Source organism: Rhodanobacter sp. K2T2, from assembly GCF_013408815.1.
In the GTDB taxonomy this organism is placed as follows: Bacteria; Pseudomonadota; Gammaproteobacteria; order Xanthomonadales; family Rhodanobacteraceae; genus Rhodanobacter.
In genome coordinates this window covers 132727-155215 of the sequence record NZ_JACCCA010000009.1, presented here as the reverse complement: position 1 = coordinate 155215, position 22489 = coordinate 132727, and the positions used below count along the sequence as shown (strand labels likewise).

The window sequence follows — 22489 nt, the reverse complement described above, 5'->3', positions numbered from 1 at the left end:
ATCATGCTTTTTTTTTCGGCGAACAGGCTTTGTGCCGAAAACACGTCACCACATGGTCGTTGATCATGCCGGTGGCCTGCATCAACGAGTAGAGAATGGTGCTGCCGACGAAGCGAAAGCCGCGCTTTTTCATTGCCTTGCTCATGCCGTCGGACAGCGGCGTGCTCGCCGGCACGCTGCCGCTGTCCGCCCAACGATTGACCAGCGGCTGGCCGTCGACGAAAGACCATAGATAGCGATCCAGGCTACCGAACTCTTCGATCACGCCAAGCGCGGCGATGGCGTTGTCGCGCGTGGCAAACACTTTCAGCCGATTGCGGATGATGCCGGGATCGAGCAATAGTTTCTCCAGTTCGCGATCCTTCATCGCCGCGACGCGGACGATATCGAAATCGTGAAACACCTTGCGGTAGCGCTCGCGCTTGGCCAGCACCGTGCGCCACGACAGGCCGGCCTGCGCGCCTTCCAGGCACAGAAATTCGAACAGCTGCCGATCGTCGTGCAGCGGCGTACCCCATTCGGTGTCGTGGTAGTCGCGCAGCAGCGGATCGGTCGCGCCCCAGGAACAGCGTGGGCGTTCGGCGGCTTTCGTCATGGCGTGCTCTCGGTCGGTGTCGCGTTGCATGGGGAGCCGATCGCGTTACAGCAGTGAAATCGGCCCGATCGGCAGCGCTCTGTCGTGGCCGGTTATCATGGCAGGCATGAATCCCACCGTGCTCCCCGCCGATCCCGCGCAGTTTCCCGATCAGGCCGCCAGTTTCATGCTGGACGGTCCCACCGGCAAGCTGGAAACCATCACCGATATCGCCGAACCCGCCGACGCACGCCGCGGCGTGGCGGTGATCTGTCATCCGAATCCAGTGCAGGGCGGGACCATGCACAACAAGGTGGTGACGATGGCCGAACGCGCGCTGCGCGAATCGGGCCTCGATACCGTGCGCTTCAATTTTCGCGGCACCGGTAACTCGCCCGGCGAATATGACAACGGCGCTGGCGAAGGCGACGATCTGGCTGCCGTGGTGGCCTGGGTGCGCAAGACGCGTCCGCACGATGCGCTATGGCTGGCCGGCTTCTCCTTCGGCAGCTACGTGACCATTTCCCGCGCCGCCGAACTGCACGCCGATGCGCTGATCAGCATCGCACCGCCGGTGGGCCGCTGGGCCTTCGGCGAGCTGACCGTGCCGACCTGCCCGTGGCTGGTCGTGCAGGGCGAAGCCGATGAAGTGGTCGAGCCCGATGCGGTGTTCGAATGGATCGATGCGCTGGAGAAAAAGCCCGAGCTGGTGCGCATGCCCGACACCAGCCATTTCTTCCATCGCCGCCTGATGGATTTGCGTGGTGCGATCAAACACGCCGTGCGCGGCTGGTTGCCGCCGACGCGTTGAGCTTCTCCGCCAGCCGCGTTTCTGGCTCGGCCCTCGTTTCACATCCAAGACGTTCCGCCCGATGAGTGAATCACCGCAACTCGCGCCCAGCGCGCGCTATCAGGAAGGCGTTGCCGCGCACCGCTGGGAATCCGACCCCACGCAGCTGGCGCTGCTGCCGGAGTTCGACCGCATGCACGCGGCACTCGGCGCGCCAGCCGACGGCAGCAGTGGACTGTTTGGACGATTGAAGTCGCTGCTCGGCAGCGAGCCGGCAGCCGCCGTGCCAGGGCTGTATCTGTGGGGCAGCGTGGGTCGCGGCAAGACGTTTCTGATGGACCTGTTCGTTTCCAGCCTGCCGCAGGGCACCGCGCTGCGTCGGCACTACCATCGCTTCATGGGCGAGGTGCACGAAAGCCTGCGCGCGCTGGGCAACCGGCAGAATCCGCTGGTCGAGGTAGCGGCCGGGCTGGCCGCACGCTGCCGCGTGCTGTGTCTGGACGAGTTTCTGGTCAACGACATCGGCGATGCGATGATCCTGGCCGGCCTGCTCGATGCGCTGTTTGCGCGCGGCGTGACCCTGCTCACCACCTCCAACACCGCGCCGGCCGACCTGTACAAGAACGGCCTGCAGCGCGCGCGCTTTTTGCCAGCCATCGCGCTGATCGAAAAACACTGCCACGTGGTGGAAATGGCCTCGTCGCACGACTGGCGGCTGCGTGCGCTGGCGCAGGCACCGGTGTATCTGACGCCGCCGGGCGCCGAGTCGCACCGCGCGCTGGAGCGCATCTTCAGCAGCCAGGCCAGCGGCACCGTCGAGCAGAACGGCACTCTCAGCATCAACGGTCGCGACATCCCGTTTCGCAAGCGCGCCGAGAATGTGCTTTGGTTCGAATTCGATGCCTTGTGCGAGGGGCCACGTGCCGTTGCCGATTACATCGCGCTGGCCAAGGCCGGCCCCGCCGTGATCGTCGCCAACGTGCCGCAGTTCAACAGCTACAGCGACGATGCAGCCAAACGCTTCGTGCAATTGGTCGACGAATTCTATGACCGCCACGTCAAGCTGGTGTTGTCCGCCGCCGCGCCGATCACCGAGCTGTACGACGGCGAACGCCTGCGCGCCGAATTCGGCCGCACCGAGTCGCGCCTGATCGAAATGCAGAGCAAGGATTATCTGGCGCTGGAGCATCGGGCGGATTGAAATTGGATATGTTGGGGTGACAACTCGCTCCTGCGAGTTGCCCTACGGGCCATTCGCTGCGCGAATGTTCGTTTCGGCATCCTGCCTCCACAGTCGCTGCGCTCACCGCCAACCTACATGTCACGCTGCTAGCATTATTCCACTTGCGCCCAATCTCTACAGGCAAACTTCCGTGAGCCAAAACGAATCCCGCTCACGCAGCGACAGCGTCAAATCCATCTTCCGCGTGGTCGGCGGCAACTTTCTGGAAATGTACGACTTCATGGTCTATGGCTATTACGCCTCGGCCATTGCACGTACGTATTTCCCCAGCAACAACGCGTACGCCTCGCTGCTGCTGACCCTACTGACGTTTGCTGCGGGCTTTGTCATGCGGCCGATCGGCGCGATCGTGCTGGGCGCCTATATCGATCACCACGGCCGCCGCAAGGGTTTGATCGTGACGCTGGCGCTAATGGCCATGGGAACGCTGCTGGTCGCAGCCGTGCCGGGCTACGCGACCATCGGCGTCCTCGCGCCATTACTGGTGCTCGCCGGCCGACTGCTGCAGGGCTTTTCCGCCGGCGTTGAGCTCGGCGGCGTATCGGTCTATCTGTCGGAAATCGCCACGCCCGGACATCGCGGCTTCTACTGTGCATGGCAATCGGCCAGCCAGCAGGTCGCGGTGATGTTCGCCGCGCTGCTGGGCCTGCTGCTGCAGCGCTGGATGCCTGCGCAGGCGATGAACGACTGGGGCTGGCGCATCCCATTCATCGTCGGCTGCCTGATCGTGCCGTTCGTATTTCTGATCCGCCGCTCGCTGCAGGAGACCGAGGCCTTTCTCGCACGCAAGCATCACCTGGCGGCCAGCGAAATCTACCGTTCGATGATCGCCAACTGGCGCATCGTGCTGCTCGGCATGGCGATGGTGCTGATGACCACCGTGTCGTTCTATCTGATCACCGCGTACACGCCGACTTTCGGCAAGGAAGTGCTGAAGCTATCGTCGTCGGACGTATTTATCGTGACGCTTTGCATCGGCCTGTCGAACCTGATCTGGCTGCCGCTGATGGGTGCGCTGTCCGACCGCATCGGCCGCTGGCCGCTGCTGGCTGCCTGCACCGTGCTCGCTCTGCTCACGGCGTACCCGGTGCTGCATTGGCTGGTGGCATCGCCCGGCTTCGATCGCCTGCTCGGTGTGGAGCTGTGGCTGTCCCTCATCTACGCCGCCTACAACGGCGCGATGGTGGTGGCGCTTACCGAGGTCATGCCGGCTGATGTGCGCACCGCCGGCTTCTCACTGGCATACAGTCTCGCCACCACGCTTGGCGGTTCGAGCCTGGCGATTTCGCAGTGGCTGATCCACCTCACCGGCAACAACGCGGCGCCGGGACTGTGGCTGTCGTTTGCGGCGCTGTGCGGCTTGGTCGCCACGGTATTGGTGTATCGCGATCCGCAGCGGCGGCGGCAATATCGGACTTGATCCGTTGTCGTGCTGGAGAGCGTTGCTGTCGACGTTGCTGGCAGATCACTTTGGTTAGATCCAAGCCCTCCCGTTTGCTACGCTCAGCAGGCACTTCATTTCACAGGGAACAGGGACATGTTTCGAATGACCGCCTGGCTCGGCATTGGCGCAACCTTCTTCAGCATGCATGCCGTTGCGCAATCACGCATGCTGTTGCCCACGGTCTACGAGGCGGGCCACTTTTACGCGACGCCGGAACTGGTGAATGGCAAAACCATGCGCCTGGTGGTGGACACTGGCGGAGGCGGTGCGAAGGGGCTGTACGTTATCAAGGCACCGGCGGCCCAGCGTTTGGGGCTTGGCACCATCAAGTGCGCGCTTGGCGGTGAGACGGCCGAGCTGATCAAAGCGCCCGCTTTTCGTCCCGGCAAAGGTCTGCCCGTGTCGTCGAATACGCCGTGCCATTCGGCCGCATTCGTGATCCCGGCGGGAAAGGGCATGCCAGATACTGAAGATGGTCAGCTGGGTGCGGGCTATCTTCCAGAAAATGTCTGGACGTTCGACTATCCCGCTAAGCAATTGTGGCTGGAGCCGGCCACATGGCAAGCGCCGTCGGGCGCACATCGAACGGCGCTTGGCTTTCAAACGAATGCCCAAGGCGCTTCCGGAATGGCCCGCATTACCCTGAAGGTCGACGGCCAGCCGCTGGATCTGCTGCTCGATACCGGCGCCACCGCCAAACCGACGACCGCCGGTAAGGAAGCCAGCGGCACACCGACGGAACACGGCATCGGCGTCACCAGCTACATTACCACCAGCGTGCTGGAACGCTGGCATCAGAGGCACCCGGACTGGCGCGTGGTTGCCGACGGCGACGACTTGTTCGGCAGTCGGCACGCGAGCCGACTGATCGAGGTTCCAAACGTCGAGATAGCCGGGTGGGTCACCGGCCCGGTGTGGTTTACCGAGCGTCCGGACAAAAATTTCCACGACTTCATGTCCAAATACACCGACCAGCGCGTGGAAGGTTCGGCGGGTGGCAATATTTTTGCCCGTTTCGTCATGACCATCGACTATCCCGACCGGGTGGCATGGTTCACCTGTGCACGGCAATGCAAGATCGCAGCCGCACGGTAGGTTGGGCATCGCTGCGCTCAGCCCCCCACCGACGATTCGTCATGTGTGAGGTTTCCCGCAATCACGAATCGCATGTACGACGCTGGCTATAGTCGATCGCAACTATTTACGAAGGCGGCGTCGAAGCGATGACGGCACTCGATACCAGCACACCATCTGCCACCCGCGCATCACCGCGAACGGTCGACAGGAACGCGCCGTTCTTTATCGTGATGAACGCCGGCTCCGGCAAAAAGCAGGGCGACGAAACGAAGGCCTTGATTGAGGAAAAGCTCGGCGCAGCCAAGCGACGGTTCGAGTTTCGTCTGGTGGAGAACGCGGACGAGCTTGTCAATGTGGCACAACGGGCGGTAGCCGACGCGAAAGCAGCCCGCGGCGTTGTCGTCGGCGCGGGCGGCGATGGCACGCTGTGCGCCGTGGCGCAAGCCGTTTACGGCAGCGGCTGCCCGTTCGCGGTGTTGCCGCGCGGCACCTTTAACTACTTCAGCCGCGATCACGGCATTCCCGCCGAGCCGGCCCAAGCCATCGCGCTGATGTTGCGGGCGCGCGCGTTTCCCGTGCAGGTCGGCTTCGTCAACGAGCAGATGTTTCTGGTCAACGCCAGCCTCGGCCTGTATCCGAAACTGCTGGAGGATCGCGAGGCGTACAAGCAGCGGTTCGGCCGCAGCCGGCTCGTGGCGCTGTGGTCGGCGCTGGTCACCTTGCTGCGGCCACACCGGCATCTGCGCCTGCATATCGATCACGAAGGCGAGCAACATGACGTTCGGACATCGACGCTGTTCGTGGGCAACAACCGGCTGCAGCTTGAGCAGATCGGCACGAAGGAGGCACCCTCGTTGCAACAGAGCAAGCTGGTGGCGATCGCGCCTCGCGCCGTGGGTCGACTGAGGCAGCTGGTGCTGTCCCTGCACGGCGCCGCGGGCGCGCTGGGAGACGCCGACGACGTCAACCGCCTTGCCTTTCGGCAGATCACGGTGAGGTCACCATCGCGGCGCGTCAAGATAGCGACCGACGGCGAAGTGCATCGTTTGAAAACGCCGCTGGTATTTCGCGTTGGCGACGAGCCGCTGTATCTGCTGAAGTACGAGCCCGACGTCGCAGAAGAGCATCGTGCATGACCGTAATGCTACAGATTTCCGATCCGCATTTCGGCACCGAGCAGCCCCCGGTCGTCGAGGCGCTGCTGCGGTTGGTAAAGCAGCAGCAACCGACGCTGATCGTCATGTCGGGCGATCTCACCCAGCGAGCGCGGCGCGGCGAATTTGCGGCTGCGCGGCAATTCGTCGATCGCCTCGCACCAGTGCCGGCGTTGGTGATTCCGGGCAACCACGACATACCGCTATTCAACTTGCCCGCGCGCGCCTTCAACCCTTACGCCAATTATCGACGCGCGTTCGGAAACGCACTGGAACCCGTGCACGAATCGCACGACGCACTGGTGCTGTGCCTGAAAACCACGCGGCGCTACCGGCACAAAGACGGCGAAGTCTCCAACGCACAGATCCAGCGCGTGGCAAGCCAGCTCGAACGTGCAACGCCGCGACAGCTGCGTGTGGTGGTGACACATCAGCCTGTTGCCGCTGCGGTGGCTTCGGATCACAAGAACCTGCTGCACGGACGCGAGCAAGCCATCGCTGCGTGGGCGCGCGCAGGCGTGGACCTGATCCTCGGCGGCCATATTCACCTGCCCTATGTCATGCCGCTGCAAGACCTGCCGCGCCGCGTCTACGCGGTGCAGGCAGGCACTGCGGTTTCGACACGCGTGCGCGACGGCATACCGAACTCGGTCAACCTGATTCGCCATGACGGCTCGTCGCCACAAGTCCTCGTCGAACGCTGGGACTATCTCGCCGCGGGCGATGCCTTCGCTCCGGTAATGCGACATACGTTGGCCTTGGGCAAAACCTAGCCCCCAGTCAGCTACCCGCGCTCTCGTGGGTTGGGTTACGACAGCTCTTCCGACAGCTCTTCCGACAGCTCTTCCAACAGCTCCTCCGATGTCCAGCGCCTGTGATTGCGTTCGGCCGCGTGGATCAATTCGCACAGCTTGGCGTTGACCGGCGCCAGGCGACCTTGTGCTTGCGCCAGCTTCACCACCTCGCCATTGATGTAGTCGACTTCGGTCAGGCGGTCGGCTTTGAGGTCGTCCCAGGTAGAGGAGCGGGCGATCGGATCGATGGCCAGCATGCGCGAGGCGACACGACGGAAGAGCGCGTCCGGCAGCTGCAATACATGCGGCAGCCACGAGGGTGGCACAGGCGTCAGCTTCGCCACCGGCAGCCTGGCTTGGTGGAAGACGTCGAGCGCCTCGCGTTGGGCCAAAACCAGGCAGCGGCGCCAGCCGCGTTGCGACAGCTCGTCGCGCAGCGGCAGATCGGACAGGGCGTTGATCGCGTTGTTGAGATTGAGCAGCAGCTTGGCGCGCTGCACGGCGGCCATGTCGTGACGCAGCTCCAACGGCAGCCCGGCATTGGCGAAGGCGGCCAACCACGCGGCGAGCCTGACGTCCGACGCCACCATCAGTTCGCCGGACGATGCCTGATGAAACACACCCGGCGCGCGCTGCACCACGTTGAACGGCACCATGCCGGCCAGCACTGTGCACTGCGGCAGCGCATCGCGCAGCACGTCGGCGTTGTAGAGCCCGTTCTGCAGGCTGATAACCACCGTGCCGGGCTTGAGTACGGACGCGAGCTGCTGCGCGGCATCCACTGTCGCCGCCGACTTCACGCACACCAGCACCAGCGCCGCATCCGCTGCCGCCCGAGGCTCGGAGCGCAGATCCAAAGCGGCCGGCGCTGTCCGCTGTTGATGGCCCCGATAGTCCGTGACGGTGAGTCCGTGTTCGCGCAGGCTCTGCAGCGCCTTGTCCCGACCGATATAGCGAATCGGCGTTTGGCCTTCCAGACGTCCACCGATATAGCTGCCGATACTACCGGCACCATAGACCACGATCCGTCCTGTCGACGCGATCACGCGCAGGCCTTGGCCGCGGCGCGACCGGCAACGCGGCCGGAAAACAGGCAGCCGCCGAGAAAGCTGCCTTCCAGCGCGCGATAGCCATGCAGGCCGCCGCCGCCGAAACCGGCCGCCTCGCCCGCCGCGTAGAGGCCGGGCAGCGGCTGGCCGTCCGGTGCCAGCACACGGGCGTCGAGGTCCGTTTGAAAACCGCCGAGACTTTTACGCGTCAAGATATGGAGCCGCACCGCAATCAGCGGCCCCTTGCTCGGGTCGAGCAGGCGATGCGGCTTGGCCACGCGCACCAGCTTGTCGCCGCGATAACGTCGCGCATTATGGATCGCCATGACCTGACCGTCCTTGGCATAGGGGTTGTCGAACTGCCGATCGCGTGCCTCGATCTCGCGCCGTATGTGTGCGATGTCGATCAGCACGCTGCCGGCCAGCGCATTCATGCCCTCGACCAGCTCCTCCAGCGTGTCACGCACGATGAAATCGCGGCCGTGCTGCTTGAACGCCTCCACCGGCGGAGGCGCCCCCTTGGCGAGCGCGCGCTTGGCCACGAGGCGCCAGTTTTTTCCGGTGAGATCGGGGTTCTGCTCCGAGCCGGAGAGCGCGAACTCGCGCCGGATGATCTGCTGATCGAGGATGAACCAGCTGTAGTCATAACCGGTGCGGCGCAGGTGCTCAAGCGTACCGAGCGTATCGAAACCGGGCCAGAGCGGACCGGGTAACCGCTGACCGGTGGCGTCGAACCACAGCGAGGACGGACCGGGAAGAATACGGATCGCGTGCCGCGGCCAGATCGGAGTCCAGTTCTCGATGCCTTCCACGTAATGCCACATGCGGTCACGGTTGATCAGATTCGCGCCCGCTGCAGCGCCGATATCGAGCATGCGACCGTCGACGTGTGCCGGCACGCCGCACAGCATGTGCTTTGGCGGCTCGCCCATGCGCGACGGCCAGTAGCGGCGCACCAGCTCGTGGTTGCCGCCGATGCCGCCGGAGCAGACGATCACCGCCTGCGCGCGCTGCTCGAATGCGCCGACCGCCTCGCGCGATGTCGGCTTGCCGCGCTCGGCAAGATCGGCCATCAATACCGTGCCACGCGCGCCGACAACGGCACCGCTTTCCACGATCAGTTCATCGACGCGGTGACGAAACGCAAAGCGCAGCAAGCCCTTGGCTTCGGCGGCACGCGCACGGCGCACAAACGGCTCGATCACGCCCGGACCGGTGCCCCAGGTCACATGAAAACGCGGTACCGAATTGCCGTGACCGATCGCCCCGTAGCCGCCGCGCTCGGCCCAGCCAACCACCGGAAACCAGCGCATGCCCATGGCATGCAGCCACGTGCGTTTTTCCCCTGCGGCAAAATCCACATACGCCTCGGCCCAGCGGCGGGGCCAGAGGTCTTCGGCACGATCGAAGCCTGCCGTACCCATCCAGTCGCTCAGCGCCAGCGCGGGTGAATCGCGTACGCCCATGCGGCGCTGCTCCGGCGAATCGACAAAGAACAGCCCGCCAAACGACCAGAACGCCTGCCCGCCCAGATTCTGCTCAGGCTCCTGCTCCAGTACCAGCACGCGCTTGCCTGCATCCGTCAGCTCGGTCGCCGCGACGAGTCCGGCCAGCCCCGCGCCAATCACGATCACATCCGTACTGCGGCTCATAAGCGCTCCGGTGTTGTAGCGAACGATCAACTTAACGCGCCATGCCCACGTTGGCTAGGCGAGCTGTCGCAAAGGGCGGAGCCGACCACGGCTGTCGCGCGCCCTTTCCCTGCCCCTGGCAGCGTCGGAACGGTATCTGTCCGCCGCTGGCGTGCGGCGCGATGACGCCGCCGGTCGAAACGACCGCGTCGCCTGACGCGACAGCGAAGAGAGCGGACTGCGCCTTTCATGGGCATGTCTTGCAGCCAGACTACACTTGAGGTGTCTATTTCTCATCAGGCGGCGCGAAGTGAACTCAGCGGGACTGGCGGTAAAGTCGGGTGAGCTGACGGCGCTGCGCCTTTTCGACATTGCATACACCATCGATCTGGCGCAGGCCGAATCGCTGTGGGCGGCCCGCGAGGGCGGCAAAGCCAGCCGTTCCCAACTGACCAGTACGCCACCGAAAGCCGTCACTTTCGGCGTCGCGCCTTTGCTGTTTTCTCTGGGATCGACCACGCTCAGCCTGAGCGAGCGCGAGGTGACGGCCGAGCTCTCCGTGCGGCTGTACGATTTCGGCGTGGCGGCGCTGGCCGCGCGCATTGCCGTCGCCGACCTCGGCTGGGACGAATATGTCGCCAACTTCGACGCGCTGGACCGCGCCGTCGGTCCGGCCTCGCTCACCTTCTGGACGCAATGGCTCGATCGGGTGCGTGAAGTCATAAGGCCGGCGCTCGATCGCCCCGCCGCCGATGCGTCGCTGGAAGAGGACTACCTCATCGGCACGGTACACGCCTTCAGCACGCCGATCGATGCATCGGAACTTCGTGACAGCGTCGACCTCGTTGCGCTGCTGTCGGGTGAAAAACGCGCGCTATCGACCGCATCCCGGCGAGAGCTGCTGTCGCGCAGCTTTTCCTACTACGCCGACGACCTGGTGGTGCTGACCTGGGATCGGGCCTTTATCTACGAGCCGCGAAGCGATTCCGACGTGGCGGACGTCATCGAAGTGGCGAACGCCCAGCTGGTCGAATTCCGCTATTACGATACCTTGCTCGATGACGAACTTCCCCGCATGTACGATCGCGTGGAAAGCGCGCGCGGTGCGATGTCGCTGTTTGCCTCGCGGCGATTCGCGCACCTGGCGAGGCGCCTGTACACCCTGGTCGCCGAAGTCACCGAACTGACCGAGCGCGTGGACAACGCCTTGCAGGTCACCGAGGATGTTTACCTAGCACGGGTCTACAGCACGGCTCTGGGCCTGTTCCGCGTGCCTGCGCTGGGCGAATCGGTGGATCGAAAGCTCGCCATTATCCGAGACACCTACGCTGCGCTGTACGGTGAAGCCTCGAGCCGTCGCGCCGAACTGCTCGAGGTATCGGTGGTCGTGCTCATCATGCTTGAGATCGTGCTGATGTTACTGCGCCGTTGATGGCCGGCTCGCGCTATCGATCGCCGTACTTCCCCTGCGCGAACAGAGCCGCCGCGTCGAGCCTTCAGTACGACGATACGAAAGTCTCCACGCACACCGCCGGCTGGAGCCACTCGCTTCATAAGGCTATGGAGGGTGCGCTTGCGCTATTCAAGCGCGACGGCGAGCCGGATCGTTCCGGCATACGCTCAGTCGGCAAGGGCATCGGCGAGCTCGCGTTCGTCGCGCTGCATGACGGGCGCACCCGGCACGACGGGCACCGCATCGGGTTCGGGTTCGTCGTCAACCAGCGTGAAAAAGTCGACCTGTTCCAGCAGTGCGCCGGCACTTTCCCGCATGGCGCGACTGGCCGCCGCCGCTTGATCGACCAAGGCGGCGTTTTCCCGAGTCATCGTTTCGATGTCGACCATCGCGCGGCCGATCACGCCGATGTCGCTGGCGTGTCCGCGGCCGGCGGCGCCCATCTTGGCAACCGACATGGAAAGCTGCTCGATGCTGGCGACAATCCCAGCGAGCTTCGCGCCGGTTTGATCGACCAACGCCATACCTGTTTGTACGGCGTCGTCGCTTTCGGTAATCAATGCACGAATATCCTTGGCGGCCTGGCTGCAGCGATGCGCGAGCTGACGCACCTCGGCGGCGACGACGCCAAAACCACGGCCGTATTCTCCGGCGCGGGCGGCCTCGATGGCGGCGTTGAGCGCCAGCAGCTGCGTCTGGAAGGCGATCTGATCGACGAGATCGAGCACATCGGACATGCGCCGGCTTGTGCGATCGATTTCCCGCATCGATCCGATCGCTTTGCTTGCCACGGCTTTACCCTCGGTAGCGTGAGATAGGGCATCGGTAGCGGCAGTGTCGGCCTTATCGGCATGTCCTACCCCCTGATTGACCGCGTGGTTCATGCGTGCCACCGACATGGCCGCCTGCTCCAGACGCTGCGCCTGTGCCAGCGTGCGCTGGTTCAAAGCCTCATTCCCTTGTGCGATACCTGCAGCGGACTGCTCGACGAACGACGCTCTCGTACGCACTTGCTCCACCACGCTGGCGAGCTGTTCGTCCATGCGTGCCAGGGCATCGAGCAGCGCACCTATTTCGTCCATGCGTCCACGCGCCATCGGCTCGCCCAGCACACCGGTGGCGATGCGCGTTGCGACCGCACAAGCCAGGCCGAGGCACCGGCCCAGCGAACGGATGATCGATATGTCCACCAGTGCCGCTACCGCCAGCGCCGCAACGAGCAGCACCAGCAGCTGCAGCAGGCCGTGGCGGTTGTTCGTATGCTGCTGGTCCGCCTGCGCCTGTCCCTGGGCAAGCGACAGGCTGAAGAGATTGGAGAAATCGCTCTTCAACGGCACCAGGGAAGACTGCACATCGTTGGAGAGCTTGAGCTTGGCGATATCGAATTGCCCCGCGTTCAATAACTGCATCGTATCGTCCACGGCGGCATCCATATCCGCGCGATGTTTTACCGTCAGATCGAGCAACTGGCGCTGATCGTGCGTCAGGCCGCTGCCACTGAGCCGCTGCCAGTGGCGCTGGATATCCAGCCGGTTGCTCTTTATCGACGTGACCGCATCGTCGACCGACGAAGGCAGCTCCGTCAGCGTCGCGTGCACCAATGCCTGCATGATGTCGTCGTAATCGTTTTGTACGCGACCGAGCTCGGCTACCGGCTTGAGCGTGTCGCCCACGACCGCCCGAATCCGCTCGTCCGCACGTGTTAACTGCAGTGCGCCCGCGCCGCAGACCAGGATCAACAGCAGTGCCCACCCCACGAGCCGGATGAGGAGGCGAGAGCTGAGCGTCAGCGTCGAAAGAACATCGGTACGAAAAAGCATGGAAAAACCTTGCGGGGATAAGGGGCAATCCCTTGTCGACCGGAAGGTGCGGAAACTTGAACGAAAAATAGAAAATTTTCCATATATTTCATTTACTTGAATCTTATTCGTCAGATCGATGACGGCGTCATATTCGCTGGCGTCCCGACGAGAATCAACGCAAAGCGCCCCACAGCATCGACACGCCCGAAACGATCATCACCGCGTCGAGAATGAGATGAAAACGGCCAGGACTCATCCGCAAAACGACCGCTTTTCCGGCAATGGCTCCCGCCATCAGTGAAGAGCCGACAATCAGCCCCTTGACGATGGAAGTCACGGGCAACGCACCCAACTCACGAAAGGCGAAAACCTTGCTGGTATACAGCGCAAGAGAACTGGCCGCCTCGGTGGCGAGGAATGGCCCTTTCAGTAATCCATACGCGGCGAAGGCCGGCACGCTGAGCGGACCCGTCGACAGCACCAGGCCGGTGAGAAAACCGATGAAAGCGCCCGCCACGGCCAGTTGCCACAGCCGTAGACGAATGTTCAGTCGGACAAGCTGATAGCGCACCGGGACCATCAGCAGAAAGAAAATGCCCAGCGCACCTTCGACGACATGGGTTGGCAAGGCCAACAGCGTACGCGCACCCAGCGCCGCCGCCGGCACTCCCGGAATCGAGTAGGCGAGAAAAGCGCGCCAATTCAGGTCACGCCACCACAGCACGACACGCGACACGTTGGACATGACCGCCGCCACGGCCATGATCGGCACAGCCTCCTTGGGCCCATAAGCAAACACGAGCACCGGTAGCAACATGATCGACGATCCCGTCCCGATAACGCCACTCAGACAGCCCGCCACCAGCGCTACAGCCAATACAAAAATATAGGCCAACAAAAGCTCTCTTCACTTTCGACAGCCGATCATTCTAGTCCAGTGGTGGCAGCAGTTCTTCAAGCCGTGCGCGCCGCTGACGCTTTTGCGATCGGTAGGCGGCCAATCGAAGCCATGCGTTGGTAACGAACGTCGGTTGCGGGCTTCAGACCTTGCTGCGTCGAACCTTCAGATGACGTTCCCACGGCGGGTTTTCGCCAAAGTGTTCGGCCAGAAAATCTACGAACGCGCGCACGCGGGGCGGCACCATGCGTCGTTGCGGCATCACGGCGTGGATACCGGTGGTCGCGATCGGATACTTCGGCAATACCACCTGCAACTGCCCGCGTCGCAGTTCGTCGTGAACGTGCCAGAGCGAATGAATGGCGATGCCCACCCCGGCGACGGCTGCGTCGCGCAGCAATTCACCGGTATTGCTTTCGAAGCGGCTTCGCATGCGTTGCACGATCTCGCCGCCGTTGCCGTCGGCGAAGCGCCAGATATCCTGCGGGCCGGACGTACCGACCAGCAACAGGCATTCGTGCTTGGCCAGATCCTTCGGGTGACGAGGGTGCCCGTGCTGCTTCAGATACGCCGGCGACGCGCAGAGCACCCGTCGATTGGTCGCCAGCTGACGCGCGACCAGACTCGAGTCCCCCAGCACGCCCACGCGGATGCCCAGATCGAAACCCGCGCCAACTAGGTCGAGCAGTTCGTCGCTGAGATTGACGTTGAGCTTGATGCGCGGATGCCGCGTGAGAAACTCCGGCAGCAGCGGCGAGACGTACTGGCGGCCGAACGATGCCGGCATGGTGACGCGCAATGTCCCGGAAACTTCAGTCGCCGCCTGGCGCAGGCCGCTGGTCAGCGCCTCGAGGTCTTCCACCAGCACGCGGCCCTGGGCGGCCAACGCTGCGCCTTCGGGTGTAGCGTGCAGCTGGCGCGTCGTTCGATGCAACAGCACCACGCCGAGTTCGCGCTCGAGTCGCTTCAGACGCTGGCTGGCCACGGCTACGGAAACACCGAGGCTGCGCGCCGCCGCGCTGATCGTGCCCAGATCGAGTACGCGCAGGAACAGGCTCAGGTCGCCGACGCGATCCATAACTATCAACTATTTATTGAAAATGATTACGCATTCTGTCCATTTATTTGTAAAAAGCAACGACCTACGCTGACGCCATCTTTTGTTGGAGCGTCATCATGTCAGCCACCTCTTTGGCCAAACCTCGCATGCCGATCGCGCTCTACGCGCTGACGGCCGGCGCGTTCGGCATCGGCACCACCGAATTCGTGATCATGGGTCTGCTGCTGCAAGTGGCCGCGGATCTGCGCGTCACGCTCGCCGCCGCCGGCTTGCTGATCACCGGTTACGCGCTGGGCGTGTTCGTCGGTGCGCCGCTGCTTACCGCGGCGACCAGCAGACTGCATCGCAAGACCGCGCTCGTTGCGCTGATGGTGATCTTCACCGTCGGCAACCTGACGAGCGCGCTGGCGCCGAACTATGCGGTGCTGATGATCGCGCGCATCATTACCTCGCTGGCGCACGGCACCTTCTTTGGTGTGGGCGCCGTGGTTGCCACCGGACTGGTGGCAGAAGACCGCAAGGCCTCGGCCATCTCGATCATGTTCACCGGCCTCACCGTCGCTACGTTGCTGGGCGTACCGGCCGGCGCCTGGCTCGGACACGCCTACGGCTGGCGCGCGGCGTTCTGGGCGGTGACCGTGATTGGCGTTGTCGCCACGGCGATCATTGCGCTGTGGGTGCCGGCCGATCGCGGCGATGCGGCGCCGGTGAAATTCTTCGAAGAACTGCGCGGCATCGCCAAACTGCAGGTGCTGCTCGGCCTGCTGATGACCGTGCTGGGCTTTGCCGGCGTGTTTACCGTGTTTACCTATATCCAGGCGATTCTCACCACGGTGACGGGGTTTGCCGACAGCGCGGTCTCGCCGATCCTGCTGGTGTTCGGCGGCGGCCTGGTGGTCGGCAATCTGCTCGGCGGTCGATTGGCCGATCGCCGACTCACGCCGACCCTGCTGGGCTCGCTGATCCTGCTCGCCGTCGTGCTGGGCACGATGACCTTCGCGCTGCACAGCAAGGCGGCGATGATCGCGTTCACCGGCCTGCTCGGCATCGCCGCTTTCGCCACCGTCGCACCGCTGCAGCTGCGCGTGCTGCAGAAAGCCGCCGGCGGCGGGCAGAGCCTGGCATCGAGCTTCAATATCGCCGCATTCAACCTGGGCAACGCGATCGGTGCGTGGCTGGGCGGTGTGGTGATCTCGCACGGTCCTGGCATTGGGGCCGTGACGTGGGTCGCTGCACTGGTGACGGTGTCCGGCCTGTTGGTGGCGCTGGTAAGCGTGCGGTTGGACCGCGCTCAACCTTACGTCTCGCTGGATCGCGGCGCTTGCGCCACCGGTCACGCCTAAGCTCAAAGCAAAGCGCACATCCCGATCAGGAGATCGTCATGCATTCCCACACGCGTCGCTCTACGACGTATCCATTCCTCATGCCTAACGCCGGCCGCCGACTCATGCATCTGATTCTGTTTTCCATCGCCGGTTGCCTCGCCACTATGGCAGCGGCAGCTCCACTGCCGACGACGAGCGACGCGCACTGGATCACGACATGGACGGCCAGCCCGCAGCCGCTTTGGGCCGGCGACTTTCCCCTGCCGACCCATGTCCCGTTCAATGTCTGGAACCAGACCCTGCGGCAAACGGCACGCATCAGCGTCGGTGGGGCAAGCGTTCGTATTCAATTGTCGAACGCCTACGGCACCGCACCGCTGGTCGTCGGTTCGGCCCACCTGGCATTGGCAGGCGACGGTGCCGATATCGTCAACGGCACGGATCGACCGATCACGTTCTCGGGCCGGCGTTCCGTCACCATCCCGCCCGGCGCACCGGCTCTGAGCGACCCCATCGATCTTCCCCTGACCGCACTTCAGCGCGTATCGGTGAGCCTGTATTTTCCGCACCCGACCGCACCGTCCACCTTTCACTGGGACGGGCGACAGACCGCTTACGTGGTGACCGGCGATCAGACGGCCGAGGCATCGATCGCGCCAGAGTCGACGTTGACCAGCCGCCTGTTTTTAAGCGCGATCCTGGTCAATGCACCATCGACAACGCGCACCGTCGTGGCCCTGGGCGACTCGATCACCGACGGCGCCGGAGCGACGATGGATCGCGACACCCGCTGGCCCGATTTCCTGGCGGCGCGGCTGGCAGACAAACATGTGGCCGTGCTCAATGCAGGCATCTCCGGCGCGCGACTGCTGCAGGACAAAATGGGCGACAACGCGCTCGCCCGGCTCGATCGCGACGTATTGAGCCAACCGGGCATCGCCTCGGTGATCGTGCTGATCGGCATCAATGACATCAGCTGGAACCATATGGCGTTTGCGCCCGACGACGGCGCTGCCGATGCCGAACAGCTGATCGCCGGTTATCGACAGATCATCGCCCGAGCCCATGCGCGTAACGTACGCATTGTCGGCGCAACATTGACGCCATTCGAGGGTGCACTGAAAGACACTCCCCTGATGGGCTACTACTCCGCTGACAAGGAACGCATGCGGCAATCGGTGAATGACTGGATACGCCATAGCGGCGAATTCGATGCCGTTATCGACTTCGACGCGTTGCTGCGCGATCCCGCCCACCCCACGCGCCTGCTGCCCGCCTACGATTCCGGCGACCACCTGCATCCCGGCGACGCGGGTAACAAGGCCATGGCGGAGACTGTCGACCTAGAGGCACTACTGCGCTCGTAACGATCGCAAGCGCAGGTATGGGAAAGCCGCACGAAGCAAGCCGCACGCGCTAGCATCGATCATCCCTGGCTCGGAGATGCCCATGCGCCGCACCGCTCTCGCTTTTGCGCTCGCCACCGTCGTAATCTCGTCGCTGCACGCCGCCGATACGCCCGCGCCCAGCGTGCAGGCAATGGCGCAGAAAGAGTTGCCGCAAGTCACCGCGTGGCGGCGCGATATTCACCAGCATCCCGAGCTCAGCAACCGCGAGGTGCGCACGTCGGCGCTGGTGGCGGCGCAGCTGAAAAAGTTCGGGCTGGAGGTGCATACCGGCATCGCGCATACCGGCGTGGTCGCGCTGCTTAAGGGGGATCTGCCCGGTCCGCGGCTGGCCATTCGCGCCGACATGGATGCGCTGCCGGTGACCGAGCCGGCCGGACTGCCGTTTGCCTCGACGGCGACCGGCGAATACCGCGGCAAGCCGACCGGCGTGATGCACGCCTGCGGCCACGACGCGCATACGGCGATGCTGCTGGGCATGGCGCAGGCGCTCAGCGGCATGAAGAAGACCCTGCACGGCTCGGTGCTGTTCGTGTTCCAGCCGGCCGAAGAAGGTGCGCCGGCCGGCGAGGAAGGCGGCGCCTCGCTGATGCTGAAGCAAGGCCTGTTTCGCGATTTCAAACCGGACGCGATGTTCGGCATGCACGTGGTCAGCTCGCTCAACGTGGGCACGGTGTCGGTACGGCCGGGGCCGACGATGGCCGGCTCGGACTGGTTCCGCATGGTGGTGCACGGCAAGCAGACGCACGGTGCCATGCCCTGGAACGGCATTGACCCGATCGTGACATCGGCGGAAATCATCACCGCCGCGCAGACCATCGTCAGTCGCCGGCTGGATATCAGCACGCTGCCCGCCGTGCTGAGCTTCGGCATCGTCGAAGGCGGCTCACGCTACAACATCGTGCCCGACCAGGTGGAACTGCAGGGCACGCTGCGCACCTTCGACGCCGGCATGCGCCAGCAGGCGGTGGACGACTTGAAGATGACGGCCGAGCACATCGCCGCCGCCAATGGCGCCACGGTCGACGAACAGATTCCGGTCGGCGACAGCAATCCCGTGCTGGTCAACGACCCCGCGCTCGCCGCGCGCGTGCGCGCCAGCATCGGCAAGGCGATCGGCAGCGACCACGCGATCGAAGCGAAGCCGTGGATGGCCTCGGAAGACTTCGCCTACTTCGCGCAAGCGGTACCTAGCGTGTATTTCTTCGTCGGCGCCACGCCAAAGGGCCAGGACGCCTCGAAGGCGCCGTCCAACCATTCGCCGAAGTTCTTTCTCGACGAAGGCGCGCTGACCATCGGCATGGAGTCGATGCTGCAGGCGAGCCTGGATTATTTGAATGGGCCGGCGGCCTGAGCGCTCCTCCCCATGGCCAACGTGCTTATCCCTTTACCCAGCCGCGATTCCGATCCGTCGGAAGTCGCGGTGAGCTGGCAGACCTTGCGCAGCGATGGGCATGTCGTCGTGTTCGCCACGTCCGATGGACAGCCCGCGCACTCGGATGAGCTGATGCTCAGCGGCATCGGGCTGGACCCGTGGGGCTGGTTGCCGGGTCTACGCAGGCTGCGCGTGGTCGGGCTGGTGCTGCGCGCCAATGGCGATGCGCGCCAAGCCTACGCCGCGATGCGCGACGATGCCGCGTTCCGCTCGCCACGTCGCTGGGACGAGCTCAATGCCAACGATTACGACGGTCTGCTGCTGCCAGGCGGTCATCGCGCGCGGGGCATGCGCGAGTATCTGGAGAGCCCGGTGTTGCAGCAGCTTGTGGCCGCATTCTTCGACGCCGGCAAGCCGGTGGCGGCGATCTGCCATGGCGTTTTGCTCGCCGCGCGCAGCCGTTCGCCCGTTACCGGCAAGTCCGTATTGTTCGGCCGCCGCACCACCGCACTGACCTGGGCCTTCGAGAAGAAGGCATGGATGACGACGCGCATCACCCGCTTCTGGGATCCGCACTACTACCGCACCTACAGTGAGGCGCCGGATCAAACGGACGGCTATATGTCGGTGCAGCAGGAAGTCACGCGCGCGCTGGCCGACCCCGCCGATTTCCGCGACGTGCCGCACAACGCAAAAGACTATGCCCGCAAAACCAACGGCATCGCGCGCGACAGCGCCACCGACGACTCCCCGGCCTTCGTAGTGCGCGATGGCAGCTACCTGTCAGCACGCTGGCCCGGCGACGTGCACCGTTTCGCCCGCGAGTTCTCGGCGATGTTTGGAGAATCGACGTAGGTTGGCGGTGAGCGCAGCGAACCCCAACATTGATGGCCGCGGGACGTTGGGGTTCGCTACGCTCACCGCCAACCTACGCCGGGACGAACCGCTGACGGTTTCCTAATCCCATATCACTCGCCCCGCTCGCCTAAGGCATTCGGAGAATCAACATCCGCGGCCCAATCGGCGGCAAGTAACCCTGAGCGGATATAGCGATGGATAGACGAGTAAGACCAATCGTTCGCCTTCACTGCATGACCATGTTTTACGGGATTGATGTGGACGTAATCGATATGACGCGCGAGATCGTTTTCATCGCGAATCTGATGTTCCCAGAAGCGGCGCTGCCAGATGCCGCGTTCGCCCTTGCGCAGGCGTGAAGCGTTGATGCTCTCGCCGCTTTGAATGCTTCGCGAGAAGCCTGTTTTGATCAGCATCCAGCGGGTGGAGAAGTCTTCGTCGTTCGGCGGCAGCGCCCATATAGCATGCGTGTGCTCGGGTAAAACAACCCAGGCAAGAATCTCGAAGGGATGGCGTTGTTTGACCGTGCGAACAGCTTGGCGAAGCTCAGCGACATGCTCAACCAGCAGTGAACTCGAACGATCGGCCAGATTCACGGTGAAGAAGTAGGTGCCCCCGGCGGCTTTTGCTCTTCGATATCGCACGACGTCTTCCTTGACGTTGGGTTGAGAGAAACGTTGGGATTCGCTTGCGCTCGTCCCAACCTACGCGTGGGCGTTAGGCAGCCGTGGCCCCCAACTGCGCGCGCTGGAAGCGGCGATGGTGGATGAGCAGGCCGGTGAAGTAGAGGATGTAGTAGCCGATCAGCAGGCCGATCACCAGCATGGTGAGAGGGCTGGAGGTGTAGGCGGACGACCAGGCTTGTGCGCCGGCGTCGGGCACGCCCTGCCCCTGCAAGGCGACATGGGCTTGATGTACCTGCGGCATCACCACGACAAAACGATAAGCGAGCCGGCCGAGCAGCAGCACGGTGAGAAACGCACCGATCCAGGGATTGGGGACGTAGCAGTCACCGCGTACCGGATCGACTTCGAAGCGGGTCAGGCGCACGCCGAGGATGCCGAGCGCCGCGCCAAGTATCACGCCGCCGAACAAACCTTCGGCCAGTTCGATTTTATGCAGGCCGGCCAGCGCGAGCAGCACGCCGATCACGGTAAAAATCGCGATGCGCGCGATCATGGTCTTGCGCTTGATCGGCTGGCGGCCGAACGAGCGACTGACGCGGCGCCAAACCACCCACGCCATGATCGGCAGCATGATGAGATATTGGGACAGGTGGGCAGGCATGGGCATCGCCGGTGAGTGGATACCGGCACAGCTTAATCCAGCGCCGAGGCAGTGACGACTGACGGGATACCGCCGTCGCGCATGACGACTGTCATGCGCCGGGCATCACCCTAAACCGTTGCTAGGCGTCGCCGAGCTGCTCGGCCAGCGAGCGCGTTTTGTCCATCACCACATCGCCGGTATGCAGGGTCGATTTGCGCTCGATCAGCAGGATGTGGCACTCGTCCGACGCAACAGGATTGTGCCGCACGCCCTTGGGCACCACGAACATCTCGCCCTGGTCCAGCTCGATCGCCTCGGCGTTTTCCAGCTCGATGCGCAGATGTCCCTTGAGCACGAGGAACAGCTCGTCCTCGTCGTCGTGGCTATGCCAGCACAGGCTGCCGTGCACTTTGGCGACCTTGATATAGTTTTCCTCGAGCTCGCCCACCACGCGTGGCGACCAGTACTCGGTCAACGAGGCGGCAATGGCCTGCGGTGAGGTAGCCTTGGCCATGCTTATTTCGCTTTACCCTGGTTGGCGACGGCCGCCATCTTGGCTTCGATCTCGGCGGCGTCGCCGAGGTAGTAGTGACGCAGCGGCTTGAGGTGCTCGTCGAATTCGTAGACCAGCGGAATGCCGTTGGGAATGTTCATCTCGACGATGGCTTCGTCGGAAATATCGTCCAGGTACTTCACCAGCGCGCGCAGCGAATTGCCGTGGGCCACCACCAGCACTCGCTGACCGGCGCGGATCGCCGGCGCCAGCGTCTCGTGCCAGTACGGCAGCACGCGGGCCACGGTGTCCTTCAGGCATTCGGTGTCGGGAATTTCCTTGGGGTCGAGCGTGGCATAGCGCGGATCGTGTACCGACTCGTTGGCACTGCGCTCCAGCGGCGGCGGCGGGATATCGTAGCTGCGGCGCCAGATCTTGACCTGCTCGTCGCCGTACTTGGCTGCCGTTTCGGCCTTGTTGAGGCCGGTGAGGCCGCCGTAGTGGCGTTCGTTGAGGCGCCAGTCGGTCAGCACCGGTATCCACATCTGCTGCAGCGCGTCCTGCACGCCCCACAGAGTGCGCACCGCACGCTTGAGTACCGACGTATGCGCGACATCGAAGGTATAGCCGGACGACTTCAGCAGCTCGCCCGCGGCGGTCGCTTCGGCGTTGCCCTGCGGCGTGAGGTCGATATCGGCCCAGCCGCTGAAGCGGTTATCGAGGTTCCACTGCGACTGGCCGTGGCGAATCAGTACGAGCTTATGCATGGCGATCATCAGGTGTGGACAGGCCGG

At 63.8% G+C, this 22489-nt stretch carries 21 protein-coding genes; 11 read left to right on the top strand and 10 right to left on the bottom strand.

The genetic code is table 11. From position 1 onward, the window contains the following. Position 1: 1 nt before the first annotated feature. Positions 2-595 carry a DNA-3-methyladenine glycosylase I gene (locus tag HDE78_RS15345; RefSeq protein ID WP_179481024.1) on the bottom strand — a complete coding sequence of 198 codons (594 nt, stop codon included), beginning with the start codon at positions 593-595 and terminating at the stop codon, positions 2-4. A gap of 106 nt (positions 596-701) precedes the next feature. On the opposite strand from HDE78_RS15345, the gene HDE78_RS15340 reads away from it, so the two are divergent. The 6 genes from HDE78_RS15340 to HDE78_RS15315 all read left to right on the top strand — a co-directional run bounded on the left by HDE78_RS15340 (position 702) and on the right by HDE78_RS15315 (position 7055). After that, entirely contained in the window at positions 702-1385 is a 684-nt protein-coding gene (locus HDE78_RS15340) for an alpha/beta family hydrolase (RefSeq protein WP_179481109.1), read from the top strand. Positions 1386-1446: 61 nt separating this feature from the next. Next, positions 1447-2565: a cell division protein ZapE gene (gene zapE / locus HDE78_RS15335; protein ID WP_179481022.1), complete on the top strand. Its 1119-nt coding sequence runs from the start codon at positions 1447-1449 to the stop codon at positions 2563-2565. A 172-nt stretch (positions 2566-2737) separates the two neighbouring features. After that, positions 2738-4027 carry an MFS transporter gene (locus HDE78_RS15330; protein ID WP_345776074.1) on the top strand — a complete coding sequence of 430 codons (1290 nt, stop codon included), beginning with the start codon at positions 2738-2740 and terminating at the stop codon, positions 4025-4027. Between the two features lie 126 nt (positions 4028-4153). Beyond that, positions 4154-5146 carry a hypothetical protein gene (locus HDE78_RS15325; protein ID WP_179481019.1) on the top strand — a complete coding sequence of 331 codons (993 nt, stop codon included), beginning with the start codon at positions 4154-4156 and terminating at the stop codon, positions 5144-5146. A 128-nt stretch (positions 5147-5274) separates the two neighbouring features. Then, complete coding sequence (locus tag HDE78_RS15320; protein WP_179481017.1) at positions 5275-6264, top strand: diacylglycerol kinase family protein; 990 nt, start codon at positions 5275-5277, stop codon at positions 6262-6264. Next, complete coding sequence (locus HDE78_RS15315; RefSeq protein WP_179481015.1) at positions 6261-7055, top strand: metallophosphoesterase family protein; 795 nt, start codon at positions 6261-6263, stop codon at positions 7053-7055. The genes HDE78_RS15320 and HDE78_RS15315 overlap by 4 nt, the downstream gene beginning before the upstream one ends. A gap of 35 nt (positions 7056-7090) precedes the next feature. Here HDE78_RS15315 and HDE78_RS15310 read toward each other — a convergent pair whose 3' ends face one another. Together HDE78_RS15310 and HDE78_RS15305 are read right to left on the bottom strand one after the other, a co-directional pair. Continuing rightward, the gene (locus HDE78_RS15310) at positions 7091-8122 is read right to left on the bottom strand and encodes a 2-dehydropantoate 2-reductase (RefSeq protein WP_345776073.1); all 1032 of its coding nucleotides are present in this window, start codon (positions 8120-8122) and stop codon (positions 7091-7093) included. Then, positions 8119-9777 carry an FAD-binding dehydrogenase gene (locus tag HDE78_RS15305; RefSeq protein WP_179481013.1) on the bottom strand — a complete coding sequence of 553 codons (1659 nt, stop codon included), beginning with the start codon at positions 9775-9777 and terminating at the stop codon, positions 8119-8121. Before HDE78_RS15305 ends, HDE78_RS15310 begins: the two co-directional genes overlap by 4 nt. Positions 9778-10066: 289 nt before the next feature. On the opposite strand from HDE78_RS15305, the gene HDE78_RS15300 reads away from it, so the two are divergent. Further along, the gene (locus HDE78_RS15300) at positions 10067-11188 is read left to right on the top strand and encodes a hypothetical protein (RefSeq protein WP_345776072.1); all 1122 of its coding nucleotides are present in this window, start codon (positions 10067-10069) and stop codon (positions 11186-11188) included. A gap of 188 nt (positions 11189-11376) precedes the next feature. Here the strand turns inward: HDE78_RS15300 and HDE78_RS15295 are convergent, their stop codons facing one another. The 3 genes from HDE78_RS15295 to HDE78_RS15285 form a co-directional block, all read right to left on the bottom strand. Then, entirely contained in the window at positions 11377-13029 is a 1653-nt protein-coding gene (locus tag HDE78_RS15295; RefSeq protein WP_179481011.1) for a methyl-accepting chemotaxis protein, read from the bottom strand. 154 nt (positions 13030-13183) lie between these two features. Then, positions 13184-13906 (bottom strand): sulfite exporter TauE/SafE family protein, encoded by a 723-nt coding sequence (locus HDE78_RS15290; protein WP_179481009.1) that lies wholly within the window; start codon positions 13904-13906, stop codon positions 13184-13186. A 145-nt stretch (positions 13907-14051) separates the two neighbouring features. Then, complete coding sequence (locus HDE78_RS15285; protein ID WP_179481007.1) at positions 14052-14987, bottom strand: LysR family transcriptional regulator; 936 nt, start codon at positions 14985-14987, stop codon at positions 14052-14054. A 98-nt stretch (positions 14988-15085) separates the two neighbouring features. Between HDE78_RS15285 and HDE78_RS15280 the strand changes: the two genes are divergently transcribed. The 4 genes from HDE78_RS15280 to HDE78_RS15265 all read left to right on the top strand — a co-directional run bounded on the left by HDE78_RS15280 (position 15086) and on the right by HDE78_RS15265 (position 19930). Next, the gene (locus HDE78_RS15280; protein WP_179481005.1) at positions 15086-16312 is read left to right on the top strand and encodes an MFS transporter; all 1227 of its coding nucleotides are present in this window, start codon (positions 15086-15088) and stop codon (positions 16310-16312) included. Positions 16313-16458: 146 nt separating this feature from the next. Next, a complete protein-coding gene (locus tag HDE78_RS15275; RefSeq protein ID WP_255457852.1) occupies positions 16459-17661 on the top strand; it encodes an SGNH/GDSL hydrolase family protein in 1203 nt (400 codons plus the stop codon). 82 nt (positions 17662-17743) lie between these two features. Further along, a complete protein-coding gene (locus HDE78_RS15270) occupies positions 17744-19054 on the top strand; it encodes an amidohydrolase (protein WP_179481003.1) in 1311 nt (436 codons plus the stop codon). Between the two features lie 12 nt (positions 19055-19066). Next, entirely contained in the window at positions 19067-19930 is an 864-nt protein-coding gene (locus HDE78_RS15265) for a type 1 glutamine amidotransferase domain-containing protein (RefSeq protein WP_179481001.1), read from the top strand. Between the two features lie 113 nt (positions 19931-20043). On the opposite strand, the gene HDE78_RS15260 is transcribed toward HDE78_RS15265, so the two are convergent. The 4 genes from HDE78_RS15260 to gpmA all read right to left on the bottom strand — a co-directional run bounded on the left by HDE78_RS15260 (position 20044) and on the right by gpmA (position 22462). Beyond that, on the bottom strand, positions 20044-20577 hold the full coding sequence (locus tag HDE78_RS15260; RefSeq protein ID WP_179480999.1) for a transposase: 534 nt from the start codon (positions 20575-20577) through the stop codon (positions 20044-20046). Positions 20578-20650: 73 nt separating this feature from the next. Further along, positions 20651-21220, bottom strand: a complete 570-nt coding sequence (locus HDE78_RS15255) for a DUF1453 domain-containing protein (RefSeq protein ID WP_179480995.1) — start codon at positions 21218-21220, stop codon at positions 20651-20653. A 121-nt stretch (positions 21221-21341) separates the two neighbouring features. After that, on the bottom strand, positions 21342-21716 hold the full coding sequence (locus tag HDE78_RS15250; protein WP_179480993.1) for a cupin domain-containing protein: 375 nt from the start codon (positions 21714-21716) through the stop codon (positions 21342-21344). 2 nt (positions 21717-21718) lie between these two features. Next, positions 21719-22462, bottom strand: a complete 744-nt coding sequence (gene gpmA, locus HDE78_RS15245) for a 2,3-diphosphoglycerate-dependent phosphoglycerate mutase (protein WP_179480991.1) — start codon at positions 22460-22462, stop codon at positions 21719-21721. Positions 22463-22489 lie beyond the last annotated feature (27 nt).